Below are 12,961 nucleotides of genomic sequence, written 5' to 3'. Positions count from 1 at the left end.
CTAAAAATAAAAGTTGTTTTTATTAAAAGCAATAATACTACTATAATCGAGATTCTTGTCTTTTTCATTTTATTATTAAAAAATATCTCCAAAACCACCAGCATTCAATTTATCGTCTTTGGTCATTTTATAATTTGGACTTGAATATTTTGTGGAATCTGGAATAGTGCTATCTCCTGTTTTTATTTTGTCGGCCAAAGAATCTAGTCTTGAATACAATTCATCATTATCTACAGAATATTTAGAAGTCAAAGTATCAATGTCTAATAAATTTTCTGAAGTTCTGGCAATATCTTGTGCTATGGTTGAAGTTACCACTTCCAACGCATAATCCAATTCCCAAGATTGTGTAAACATCATTGCGCTTTTTGCAGATTCGGTTGCTTGTTTGGCATTTTTAGCAAATTCGTATTCCTTTCTTAACATTACAATTGTGGTGTCAAAATCGGCAATTTTAATGTCGATTGCTGTTCCTGCTAACGTCAGTTTTCTATCCATTTTCCCTAAAACATTGGCACGAACGCCATACTTTTGAGTGAAATTTTTACTTTGCTCGTATTGGTTTGAAACACGTTGCGAATCACTCAATTTTCTAGCTAGTTCGCTTTGCAAGGTTACATACTCATCAGTATCTTTTGCAGCTATGCCTTGTTGTTTGACCATTTCATCCATTGCTGATTTTAATTTCTCAGATTGGCGTTGCAAACTAAGAATATCATCTTGAAAAGTTTTGGCTTCTTTTTCAGATTTATTGCCTTCTATTTCCATTTCAGTTTTCAGACCTTTCAGTTTTGCTTTAGTAGCTTTAAAAACTTCACGGTTTTTAATCATTTTTTGTTTTTGTTCTTCCAATTCGTTGAATGGATTGCTGTTTATCAAAGCTTTATGAATGTTTTTGGTCATAAAACGCAATCCTTTCATAATTACTGGATACATCATAACAAGAAAAACCAGAAAAACACCTGTTGCTGATATGGCAATGGCTGCGCCTAGCATTGTCATCAATGGCGGAATAATATAGGTCCAGGTTAAATAGCCACCAACGCCCAAAATAGAAGCAAGTAAGGCATAAAATAAAGTTTTCTCGCCTTTTTTGAGTGTGTCTTTATTGATTGCTATTTCACCTTTCGATTCGTCGAAATGTTTTAGTATTGGAAGTTCAGATAAAGCAGTTTTTTCTTGTTCGTATTTTGTACTCATAATTATAAATATTGATTGATTCCTGTGACTACAGTATTGATTGATTCTAAAATTTTATGTTTGGCAATATTATTGGCTTCGATTTTAAGTTGGATTTGAGTAAACATTTCTTTATTGTCAAAATCAATTCTTGCCAATTCAGCCTTTTTAGCTTCTAATTCTGATTGTAATTTAGCAATTTGTGCTTCTAAATCGGCAATATTTTTGGTAAGATTGTTTTTTTGAGTGGAAATCGTATCACTCAAATCTTTGTTTTTAGAATTTCCAGTAGCATCATATTTGGCGTATACTTTTTCTATTTCAGAAATGTAAAACTTTGATTTTTCTAATAAAAATTCTTTCGACAAATCACTTTTAATGGTTTTACCCATTGTAAAAGCCATTTGGTAACTTTGCGGATTGGTTGGTCCTACAGCCATTACAGATTTATACATTTCAAAAAAATCGAATCCTTCGCTATTTAATCCTTCGAAGCCTTTGTTGTAAACTTCAAGAATTTCGTTTAAAAATGGATTGTTATTATTTCCATTTGACACAGAATTAGTAACAATATTTGTTTCTGGAAATTTGTTGTCATTGGGAATAAAAGAAGTCTGTATTTTGGCTTCATCTGAAGGAACGCTAGAATTTTCATCGTTTACAAAAATACTTTTCCAATTAAAAATTTCTTTGGGCATTGGTTTGTTTTTAGTTTGTTTACTTCAATTATACGTACTAATGTATAAAAAGTTACTGATTTATTTTAAAAAACTTAAAAATAGTTAATTTTCCGAATAAATTTACGATTAAGACAAACCATTTTCATCGATCATTTTTATAAAATGAAAACCTTTTGGTGAATAACCCTGATTATAATAAAATCGATGTGCCTTGAAATTTCCTGTGAAGGCGTCTAGAACTATCATTGTACAGCCTAATTCTTCGGCTTTGCCGTCAATATAGTCGGTCATAATTTTGCCCAAACCTTTCATACGGTGTTCTGGATGCACGATAAAATTATCAATTTCAATATATTTTCCTGACCATAATTTTGTTCCTGTCCAAAAACCAGTTAAAGCTACACAAATATTGTTTTCAAAAATAACAACTTGTTTGTAGTTGTGCGGAATCATTTCTTTGAGATAATTTTCGTATTTTTCTTGCGTAAAGTTTGGATATAAATGTAAAATTATATCAAATTGAGCAAGCATTTCGTGTATTGTAGTGAGTTCTTTGGTTTGCATTTTTTAATGATTAAATTCCTTTATAAAAATAACAAAAAAGAGCCAGCGAAAGCCAGCTCTTAAATTTATTTTGAATAAAAACAATTATCCTTTTAAAGCTTCTGCGCCACCAACAATTTCCAAAATTTCATTGGTAATTGCTGCTTGACGCGCTTTATTGTAAGTTAATTTCAGTTGGTTTCTCAATTCTGTTGCGTTGTCTGTTGCTTTGTGCATAGCAGTCATACGCGCTCCATGTTCCGATGCAAATGAATCTCTGATGCCTTTGTACAACTGTGTTTTCAATGATTTTGGAATCAATGTTAATACAATTTCTTCTTTGGATGGTTCAAAAATATAATCGCCAGTTGCCACTGGTAAATCTGATTTAATGGGTGCCAATGGTAAGAATTGCTCAGTTTGAACAATTTGAGTTGCTGCATTTTTAAATTGATTGTAAACCAATTCGATTTTATCATACTCGCCAGAAACAAATTTATCAGTTAGAGTTTGCGCAATTTGCGATACATTATCAAATGTCAAATTCTCAAAAACAGAACTTTGATTGTCAACTATTGGAAATGTTTTTGTTAGTGCGTCATTTCCTTTTTTACCAATTGCAAAAACATCTACTTGCTTTCCTGCATAAAAATCAGAACGGTTTTTAATTTCTTTGATGATGTTTGAATTAAAAGCGCCACACAAACCTCTGTTTGAGGTAATTGCTACTAGTAATACTTTTTTAATTTCACGTTGTGTAGTGAAATCACCACCTATTTCTCCTTCTAATGTTGAAGAAAGATTTTGTAATAGTTCCGTTAATTTTTCGGCATAAGGTCGCATGGCTGTAATGGCATCTTGTGCCTTTTTTAGCTTTGCAGCAGAAACCATTTTCATTGCCGACGTGATTTGCATCGTAGATGAAACGGAAGTAATTCTATTACGGATTTCCTTTAAATTTGCCATTTTTTATAGTTGTTAGTTGTTAGTTGTTGGTTGATGGTTTTAGATATTTCCAAAAACCATTAACCAACAACCAACAACTATTTTAGTTATATTTCGCTGATAATTCTTTTGCTGTTTTTTCAATAATATCTGTAATATTATCATCTAACTTTCCAGCTTTCAAAGCATCTAGCGTATCTCTGTGTTTGTTGTTTAAGTATTCAATAAAATCTTTTTCGAATTCTTTCACTTTATTTACAGGAACATTTCTCAATAAGTTTTTTGAACCGGCGTAGATAATTGCTACCTGATCTTCAACGGTATAAGGATCGTTCAAACCTTGTTTCAAGATTTCAACGTTACGTTTTCCTTTTTCAATTACATTTAAAGTTACGGCATCCAAATCTGAACCAAACTTTGCAAACGCTTCCAATTCACGGTATTGTGCTTGATCTAATTTTAATGTTCCAGCTACTTTTTTCATTGATTTAATCTGAGCATTTCCTCCAACACGAGATACCGAAATACCTACGTTAATAGCTGGACGAACACCAGAGTTAAACAAATCTCCGTCAAGGAAGATCTGACCATCTGTAATCGAAATTACATTCGTTGGAATATAAGCAGAAACGTCTCCAGCTTGTGTTTCAATAATTGGCAAAGCTGTCAATGAACCACCACCTTTTACAATAGATTTTAAAGTATCTGGCAAATCGTTCATGTTTTTAGCAATATCATCATCAGCAATTACTTTACAAGCTCTTTCTAACAAACGAGAGTGTAAGTAAAAAACGTCTCCTGGATAAGCTTCTCGTCCTGGTGGCCTTCTTAATAAAAGCGAAACTTCACGGTAAGCCACAGCTTGTTTAGACAAATCATCATAAACAATCAATGCTGGACGACCTGAATCTCTAAAATATTCTCCAATAGCAGCACCTGCGAAAGGAGCGTAAACTTGCATTGGCGCTGGATCTGAAGCGTTGGCTGCTACTATAATAGTATAAGCCATAGCACCTTTTTCTTCCAACATTTTTGCAATTCCTGCTACGGTTGAAGCTTTTTGACCAATGGCAACATATATACAAAATACTGGTTTTCCAGCATCGTAAAATTCTTTTTGATTTAAAATAGTATCCAAACAAACAGATGATTTACCTGTTTGACGGTCACCAATAACTAGTTCACGTTGTCCACGACCTACTGGAATCATAGCATCGATAGCTTTTACTCCTGTTTGCAATGGTTCTGTAACTGGTTGACGGAAGATAACGCCAGGCGCTTTTCTTTCCAAAGGCATTTCGTATAAATCACCTCCAATTGGTCCTTTTCCATCAATAGGAAAACCAAGTGTGTTGACTACACGACCAACCATTTGCTCACCAGCTTTTAGCGAAGCAATACGTTGTGTTCTTTTTGCCGTTGAACCTTCCTTAATTCCTGTTGACGGCCCTAAAAGAACCACACCAACATTATCTTCTTCAAGATTCAAAACAATTCCCTCCAAACCATTTTCAAACTCTACAAGTTCACCGTATTGAACATTTGAAAGCCCGTAAACACGAGCAATTCCATCTCCAACTTGAAGAACCGATCCAACTTCTTCTAAAGTAGCACCAGATTCAAAACCTTCTACTTGCTTTTTTAATATCGCTGAAATTTCAGCAGGTTTAATTTCCGCCATAATTATTTATAAATAACTAGTTACTTAATTCTCTTTTTAAAACTTGTAATCTGTTGGCAACGGAAGCATTGTATTGCTTGTCGCCTATTCTTAAAATAAATCCTCCAATTATGGAAGCATCTACTATGTTTTCAATTGTTACTTTTTTATCTGAAAAAGTTGCGATTTTAGCTTTTACTTTGGCTTCCAAATCGGCATCCATTGGAATGGCTGTGGTTACTTTTGCTATTTCTACACCATTCATTTCGTCAAATAGTTTATTGTATTCTATTGCAATTTCTAAAAGAATTTCAAATCTTTTGTTTTCAAACAACAAATGAAATAAACTCTTTGTTACACTATTTGTATTGGCAAAAACTTCCAATAAAGCGCTTTCTTTTACTTCAACTTTAACGGTAGGATTTTGAATAAAAACACTTAATTCCGAATTGTTTTTAATTGTGGAAGCCACCAAAAACATATCATTGCTTACTATCGGAGCTACACTTTTAGATGAAGCGATATCCAGAATAGCTTTTGCATAACGAATTGCTGTTCTTGTACTTGACATATTAATTTAGTTTAACATCACCTAACATTTTCTCTACCAATTTGGTTTGAGTTTCTTTGTTAGATAGTTCATCTTTCAATAATTTTTCAGCAATAGAAATTGACAAGTTTGAAACTTGTGCTTTCAATTCGGCCATAGCTGCATTTTTTTCACCTTCAATAGCTGCTTTTGCTTGCTCAATCATTTTTAAACCCTGTGCTTGCGCTTCAGTTTTTGAATCAGCAATCATTTTTTCTTTGATTTCGCGTGCTTCTTTTAACATGGTATCGCGTTCCAAACGTGCTTCTTGCAAAATACGTTGGTTGTCTGCTTGGAGATTTTGCATTTCTTTTCTGGCATTTTCTGCAGAAAGTAAAGCATTTTTAATTCCTTCTTCTCTATCATTTACTGCATCAAGAATGGGTTTCCAAGCAAATTTTTTCAAAAGCAAAACTAAACCTATGAAAAGAATAGTTTGTAAAATGAATAATCCTAAAGAAAATTGTCCTAATAATTGTTCCATTATTTATCTAAATTTATTCGTTTATGTTTGAATTTTTTTAAACGATTGTTGCAACCAACCGTTGCAACAATCGTAAAATCATTATTTTCCTACGAAGAACGCAGCAAAACCAATACCTTCAATAAGCGCTGCAGCAATAAGCATAGCTGTTTGAATTTTTCCAGAAGCTTCTGGTTGACGAGCAATAGCATCCATTGCTGAACCACCAATACGACCGATACCTAAACCAGCACCGATAACGATTAAACCTGCTCCTACTAAATTTGGAATAGTCATAATAATATATTTAAAAATTGAACATTCTTTTAAAGGCAATAGGCATAAACCCAAAGCTGTATTTTAATGATGTGCTTCCTCATGATGATGTTCTTCGACAGCAGAACCAAAATATAAAGCCGTTAACATTGTGAAAATATATGCTTGCAAGGCAGCAACCAGAATTTCTAAAATCGATAAAGCAAATGCCAACACAAAAGATAAACCACTTCCAATCATATTATTAAAAGTATACATCATTGCAATGATACTCATCAATACTACGTGGCCTGCTAACATATTTGCATATAAACGCACTGTTAATGAAAATGGTTTAATTAATGCTCCTAATACTTCAATAGGAGCTAAAACCAATTTCATTAAAGGAGGAACACCTGGCATCCAAAAAATATGTTTCCAGTAATCTTTTTTTGCTGTGAAAATTGTAATTAAAAATGTTAAAACTGCTAACGCTGCAGTAATAGCTATATTGTTTGTAACATTTACACCTAGTGGAGTTAAGCCAAATATATTTAAAAACCATATAAAGAAAAACACAGTTAACAAATGACTCATATATTTTTTATAATGTTTTTCTCCAATATTAGGAATTGCGATATCATCTCTAATATACAAAATAATAGGTTCGAAAAATCTTCCTATTCCTGTTGGAACTCCATTGCCTTTTTTATAAGATTTTGCCAAGCCAACAAATAATAAAAACATTAAAACGGCTGCCAATAAAATCATAAAGATATTTTTGGTAATAGAAAAATCTATAGGTTTAATGTGTATTTCAGATACATTGGCATCTGTTTTATAAATCATTCCATCATGGTGACTAATTTTGTAATAGTTTCCATTATTTTCCGCAATACGTTCACCATGATGAAATTTTGAAGAAGAAAATACTTGAATACCATTATCCCAAAGAATTACTGGCAATGAAAAACCAATATGTTTTTCGTGACCTGATTCTTTTCCATAAGAAAATAAATGAAAATCATGTGAATCTTGTAGGTGATGTTGAATAAATTCAGCTCTTTCAAATTCTCCTTTTTGTTCTTCTGATAAATTCAAGTTTTCAGCTTCATATCCAGCTTCTGCATTAGTAGTTTCAGTGGTGTGTGCCAATCTTTTTATAGAATCTTTTGCTTCATGTGTAGCTTCAGTGTGAACACGAGTTGAATCTGAAACTAGATTTGCAAAACTAAATAATGGAAAACAAGCAAAAATTGCTGCAATTATAAATCTATGTGGTCGAGTTGAAATTACCATATATATAAACTATATTTCTTGTTTGTAAATTTGGTGCAAAGGTATAATTTTTATTAATATTTCAAGTTGATTACGAAAAAAAATTTATTGATAATTTTATTTCATTTTTTTATCGTTTTCTGCATTTAAAAGATAAATGGTGAATACAGTTTCAATCAATAAAAAAATTATAAACATTGCAAAATAATTCCATTTTTCTAATTGATTTTCTGAATTGACTTGATTTATTATTGATCTGCCAATTACATAATAAATTATCATTTTTATAGAGGTAATTAATAAAAATGTCATTCCTACATTGTCTAAACTCTTTTGTTTTACTTTAATAAGTATTAAAATAATTATAATCGTCATTATAGAAAATAACAAATACAGTTTTTCTAATGAAAATTCAAATATTGCTGCTTCAAACTTTAATAGTGTGAATGTAAGTATGGATTTATGTATGGTGTAAAGGGTCAATAAAATCAACAATAAAATGCCAAATGGCTTCTTATAGAACTTATACATTTATGCGTTTTTGTTTATTTGATTTACTTGCCTGTATACATTATATAAAGAAATGAAAACGCCAAGAATCGTAAATATTTTATAATAGTACACTTTTTCATTTGTATAATTCGAGTCGAGCCAAACGCCTATTTTATTAAAAACAAAAATTATGACACCCATTTGGATTGGAATATTTATTAGCGCCAACCATTTATTGTAGTTTTTTTTTGGTTGGTTATTTTCCATTTTCTAATAAAGCTTGTTTGCCAGCCGTTTTCATAACACAAGATGCGCTAAATTCTGCTCCAGGTTCTACTGCCAATTTTCCACAGGAAACTTCCCCGTGAATAGTAGCTTTGGCTTTAACGCTTAAAATTTCTTCAACGAAAACTTTTCCATCAACTCGACCTTCAACATCTACATTTTGGCAATTTATATCGCCAGTTACACTTCCAGCTGGACCAATAACCAATTTGCCTTTTGAAGTAAAATTTCCTATCAAATGTCCGTCGAGCCTAAAATCGGCAATCGAATCTATATCGCCTTTTATGGTGGTGTGTTCTACAATTCTATTGGTTTTGCCCAACAAATCTGTATACGATTTTGTGCTTTTTTCAAACATGGTTTACATTTTTAATCCTAGATATTCTGGATAATTTTTTTTAACTTGAATAACCGCATAGTTATCGCTGGAAATTATTTCTGAAGGCAACCCAATTTTGTAGCCTTTGGTGTCGCGAAGCAATTCAATAAAAAAGTTTGCATATTCTCTCGATGCTATGCCATGAACCACTACAAAATTTTCTGTTTCAGTATAAAAATCATAAGAAACAGAATATTTATCGTACCCTTTTTCTAAAATATATTTATTGATTTTTTCTGTTAGTGTTTTGGTTTCAATAGCATCACGTTTGCCGACTTTATATAAAATTTTCCAATTTTTTGATAAAGTATCTTGCTGTTTTAAAGCCATTTTTTCTAAAGTAGGCACGTTTAATTTAAGAATATCTTCCGCTTGCTTTCCTTCTTTCGTATTCGGATAGGTTAGGGCAACATAATTAATGGCTTTTTTATATTCCTCGATACCTTTAATTTTTCCAAGAGTACTTGCTTTTAAGAGTTCAAATTTTGGAATTAAATCATCTCCAGTAAATTGGCTTAAACTTTTATCGATAGTTTCTAAAACTAAAACATATTCTTGATTCTGAAATTTTTTATACAATGTTTTGTATATTTCTGATGGAGATTCGGTTGAAGCAACTTCTTCAGTAATTTTGCCGCTTAAAATTTGTGCATATCTGGTTTGTGGATAATTTAAAATAATATCATTTTTGATTTTTTCAGCTTTTACAACATCGGTAGTTTCATAAATTTTGAACAAATTGTACATGCTTGGCAAAATTAATCTTTCTTCGGGATTGCTTTTTAATACCAATTCAAATTTTGAAGCAGATAATTTTAATTCCTGAAACTTTTCTTTATAAATTACACCCAATTGAAAGTTGGCAAAATTTCTTTCTTTGCCTAAACTGTCAATAACTATTTGGGAAGTAGGCAATTGTTTGATGTAAAAATCTGGATTGTAAATTTCTAACTCTGCAGTTGAAACAACATCTGTTTTATTTTCTACAATTGAATTGTCGGTATTTTTATTTTCATTGGTATCACCCGACCAACGCCATTTTTCTTTCAAGCTTCGTTTCCCCCAACGTTTTTTAAATTCTAGTTTTCCATAAGCTACCGAAGTTGGAACATAAAAATAAAACGAACTACTGTTGGCAGAAACATTGTTTTTTGGTAAAGTTGGAGGCGAAGGTCTTGCTGCTGTTTCATCATTATCCAACAAAGCTTTTTTTGGAAATGTTTGCATATCTTGAATTCCTAAAGATGTATTGGCATTTTCAGCCATTTCTTTTTGTTTTGCTTCAAGTGCTTTTTTTGCTTCTTCTTTTGCTTTTAGTTTGGCAATATGTTTTTCAAAAAAGATTTTTTTATCGGATTCTGACAATGAAACTAAGTTCAAAATACTGTCATTATTTTGAACAATTCCTTCATATTTTATTACATCAACAAGGTTTTCTCGTTTTTTTACAATACTAAAATATTCTCTATTCTTTTTTATCAATTTGGTCAGCGTGCTATCGTAATATTGACCAGCTTTAAAATATTTTGCTCTGTCGAAATATATCGTTGCCAAATTTTTATATGTTGTTGCTTGCAAATAAAAATCTTCCGATCTTGCTTTTAGTGATTTATTATAAAAATTGATAGCTTGTTCTTTTTTATTCAATTTATCATAAAAAGTAGCTATTTGAAAATTTAAAACATCCAAATGTGGTCTGTTTTCCCTATCTTTCAATAGTTTGGCATATTTTTCTAAAAAAGCAATAGTATCTTGCGTTTGATCAATCAATAATGACTGTTGTGCATGCGATTGAATGACATATAATTTTGGCGATTTGCGTTTCATTTCAATTACCTTTTGAAACTCTGCATGTGCACTATCATTAAATTTTAACGATTCATAAAGTTGACCCAATATAAAGTGATACCGTGCTTTTTCCTCATTCAATTTGGTTGAAGAGATTGCCTTTTTTAGCGGCGCAATGGCGCTATCCTTTTGTTCTAAATTGATGTAAGCTTGTGATAAAATTGCATTTGCATCGGCTTTAACCTGTGATTTTAATTTATAATTTTTAATTAATTTTTTTAAATTCTTTACCGCTAAAGCATCATTTTCAAGTCGAATATTGGTTTTTTCACGCCAAATTTTTGCTTCATATATTTTATCAGAATTTGAATATTTATACAGAATATAATTGAAAGCTTCAAGCGCTGGAATAAATCTTTGGTCATAATATCTTGATTTTCCTAGCATTAAATGCGCTTCATCCATTTGCATATTTTTCTCGTTGCCTTCAATATTCATGGAATGTTTTTGAATAGCTTTGGTGGCTTTGGTTTCTGCACGGTCAAAATTTGCATTTTTGGTTTTTTCGCCTGGCAACATGGTTTCTTCCAGCAATTGCATTCTTTCTACTGGCAAAATTTCCCAGAAATTATCTTTATAACCAGTTTTCAACTCATTAATTCCTAATTGCAATGCTACATCACCATTGTACAAAGTGTTGTATTGAGAATTTAATGCATGCCAATTTCTGCCAACCAACGAATTTTTCTTTGTAGAACACGCAAGAATTATGATGGAGAAAATAATACAAAAGATATATTTTAAACTATTTTTTTTCAATGTAAATCTTTTTATTTATAACTTAATAAAGCCCTGATTATTATAACGACTGGTAAAAATACATTTCTTTTTGATATTTGAAATAGAATTTATTTTTTAATTTTTTAAGTGTTATAAAAATATATCAATACCGTTTGTTAATTTTGTATAAAATTAAAACTATGTCTACATTTTATAAATTAAATATTAAAGAAATAAAAAGTGAAACGAGTGATGCAATTTCAGTTTTATTTAATGTCCCGTTAGAATTTCAAGATTTTTATAAATTTATTGCGGGTCAATATGTTAATTTGAAATTAACGCTGGACGGACAAGAAATTCGTCGTGCCTATTCTATTTGCTCTTCACCAGATAGTGGCGAACTAAGAATTGCAATAAAATCTGTAAAAAACGGACTTTTTTCAAAGTTTGCCAACGAAAAATTGGCTGTTGGAAATACAATAGAAGTAGGAACTCCAGAAGGTAAATTTACTTTTGAGCCCAAAGCGGATCGTCAAAAAAATTATTTGGCTTTTGCTGCTGGAAGTGGAATTACGCCAGTTATGTCTATTATTCAATCTATTTTAAGACAGGAACCACAAAGTAGTATTGTTTTGGTTTATGGCAATAAATCTCTAAAAGACACTATATTTCATGACCAACTTAATGAGTTACAAATGAAATATGTGGGTCGTTTTTTTGTTCATAACATTTACAGTCAAGAAAAATTGGATGGTGATCTTTTTGGACGAATTGACAAGTCGACAGTGAATTTTGTGATGAATAACAAACATGCAGAAAAAGAATTTGACAAATTCTATTTGTGCGGTCCTGAGGAAATGATAAATTTGGTTAGCGATGTTTTGAAGGAAAAAAACTTCCCTGAATCTGCCATAAAATTTGAATTATTTTCGACTTCTACCAAAGAAAATGCTATTGATACTAGTAAAAATGAGCATACTACTATTACCGTTTTGGTAGATGGAGATGAAGTTACTTTTGAAATGTCTGCCAAGCAAAGTATTTTGGAAGCAGCTTTAAAACAAGGCATTGACGCACCTTATTCTTGTCAAGGAGGCATTTGTAGCAGTTGTTTAGCTCGGGTAACCAAAGGTTCTGCTCAAATGAGAAAAAATTCTATTTTAACCGATGGTGAAATTGCAGAAGGATTGGTTTTGACTTGTCAAGCACATCCAACATCGAGCCAGATTTTTGTGGATTATGATGATGTGTAGTTTTAAGATTTCGGATTGCTGATTAACGATTTCAGATTTTTGAAATTGAAATTGATTTTTGAAATTGATATTAATTATGAAAAACCTTCGTGAAATATTCAAAAACAAGTATGACTTACTTGATGAGCCAGAGGTGGAGCAATTGCTAGATTATTGTGAGCAATTGCAAGACGAAATTGTAGAATTTAAATTTGAAAAAGATAAAAACAAAGAATTGGCTATGCTGGACATGATTCGAGAGGTTATAAAAGGTTGCAATGCCATCGAAAAAGAACAAAACGAGCACGAACGCTTTGGCTATGATCCGCCAAATTATCAAGAAACCATTTCAAATCTAAAAAGATATATTTTGGTTCGATGCAAAGAGGAACGAATTTGGCTGTAATTTTTTA

15 protein-coding genes are annotated in these 12,961 nt (G+C 31.5%); 2 read left to right on the top strand and 13 right to left on the bottom strand.

All coding sequences use genetic code 11. From position 1 onward, the window contains the following. Positions 1-75: 75 nt before the first annotated feature. The 13 genes from RMN92_RS02760 to RMN92_RS02700 form a co-directional block, all read right to left on the bottom strand. Positions 76-1,200 (bottom strand): hypothetical protein, encoded by a 1,125-nt coding sequence (locus RMN92_RS02760; RefSeq protein WP_309607931.1) that lies wholly within the window; start codon positions 1,198-1,200, stop codon positions 76-78. A gap of 2 nt (positions 1,201-1,202) precedes the next feature. Continuing rightward, positions 1,203-1,877 carry a hypothetical protein gene (locus tag RMN92_RS02755; protein ID WP_309607930.1) on the bottom strand — a complete coding sequence of 225 codons (675 nt, stop codon included), beginning with the start codon at positions 1,875-1,877 and terminating at the stop codon, positions 1,203-1,205. A gap of 108 nt (positions 1,878-1,985) precedes the next feature. Continuing rightward, complete coding sequence (locus tag RMN92_RS02750; protein ID WP_309607929.1) at positions 1,986-2,423, bottom strand: GNAT family N-acetyltransferase; 438 nt, start codon at positions 2,421-2,423, stop codon at positions 1,986-1,988. Positions 2,424-2,507: 84 nt separating this feature from the next. Next, positions 2,508-3,368 carry an ATP synthase F1 subunit gamma gene (gene atpG, locus RMN92_RS02745; RefSeq protein ID WP_309607928.1) on the bottom strand — a complete coding sequence of 287 codons (861 nt, stop codon included), beginning with the start codon at positions 3,366-3,368 and terminating at the stop codon, positions 2,508-2,510. Positions 3,369-3,450: 82 nt separating this feature from the next. Continuing rightward, positions 3,451-5,028 carry a F0F1 ATP synthase subunit alpha gene (gene atpA, locus RMN92_RS02740; RefSeq protein ID WP_309607927.1) on the bottom strand — a complete coding sequence of 526 codons (1,578 nt, stop codon included), beginning with the start codon at positions 5,026-5,028 and terminating at the stop codon, positions 3,451-3,453. A gap of 16 nt (positions 5,029-5,044) precedes the next feature. Beyond that, on the bottom strand, positions 5,045-5,578 hold the full coding sequence (atpH, locus tag RMN92_RS02735) for an ATP synthase F1 subunit delta (protein ID WP_309607926.1): 534 nt from the start codon (positions 5,576-5,578) through the stop codon (positions 5,045-5,047). Between the two features lies 1 nt (position 5,579). Further along, positions 5,580-6,080, bottom strand: coding sequence for a F0F1 ATP synthase subunit B (locus RMN92_RS02730; protein ID WP_309607925.1), 501 nt, complete (start codon positions 6,078-6,080; stop codon positions 5,580-5,582). Between the two features lie 81 nt (positions 6,081-6,161). After that, entirely contained in the window at positions 6,162-6,356 is a 195-nt protein-coding gene (atpE, locus tag RMN92_RS02725) for an ATP synthase F0 subunit C (RefSeq protein ID WP_309607949.1), read from the bottom strand. 63 nt (positions 6,357-6,419) lie between these two features. Next, a complete protein-coding gene (gene atpB / locus RMN92_RS02720) occupies positions 6,420-7,613 on the bottom strand; it encodes a F0F1 ATP synthase subunit A (RefSeq protein ID WP_309607924.1) in 1,194 nt (397 codons plus the stop codon). 96 nt (positions 7,614-7,709) lie between these two features. After that, complete coding sequence (locus RMN92_RS02715; protein WP_309607923.1) at positions 7,710-8,123, bottom strand: hypothetical protein; 414 nt, start codon at positions 8,121-8,123, stop codon at positions 7,710-7,712. Then, on the bottom strand, positions 8,124-8,351 hold the full coding sequence (locus RMN92_RS02710; protein WP_309607922.1) for an AtpZ/AtpI family protein: 228 nt from the start codon (positions 8,349-8,351) through the stop codon (positions 8,124-8,126). Beyond that, positions 8,341-8,727, bottom strand: coding sequence for a polymer-forming cytoskeletal protein (locus RMN92_RS02705; protein ID WP_309607921.1), 387 nt, complete (start codon positions 8,725-8,727; stop codon positions 8,341-8,343). Before RMN92_RS02705 ends, RMN92_RS02710 begins: the two co-directional genes overlap by 11 nt. A gap of 3 nt (positions 8,728-8,730) precedes the next feature. Continuing rightward, positions 8,731-11,274 (bottom strand): gliding motility protein, encoded by a 2,544-nt coding sequence (locus RMN92_RS02700; protein ID WP_309607920.1) that lies wholly within the window; start codon positions 11,272-11,274, stop codon positions 8,731-8,733. Between the two features lie 242 nt (positions 11,275-11,516). Between RMN92_RS02700 and RMN92_RS02695 the strand changes: the two genes are divergently transcribed. Continuing rightward, positions 11,517-12,569: a 2Fe-2S iron-sulfur cluster-binding protein gene (locus RMN92_RS02695; RefSeq protein WP_309607919.1), complete on the top strand. Its 1,053-nt coding sequence runs from the start codon at positions 11,517-11,519 to the stop codon at positions 12,567-12,569. 76 nt (positions 12,570-12,645) lie between these two features. Next, complete coding sequence (locus RMN92_RS02690) at positions 12,646-12,954, top strand: hypothetical protein (protein ID WP_309607918.1); 309 nt, start codon at positions 12,646-12,648, stop codon at positions 12,952-12,954. Positions 12,955-12,961 lie beyond the last annotated feature (7 nt).

The organism is Flavobacterium sp. (assembly GCF_031363805.1).
Taxonomy (GTDB): domain Bacteria; phylum Bacteroidota; class Bacteroidia; order Flavobacteriales; family Flavobacteriaceae; genus Flavobacterium.
This window is presented reverse-complemented; position numbering and strand designations above follow the sequence as displayed.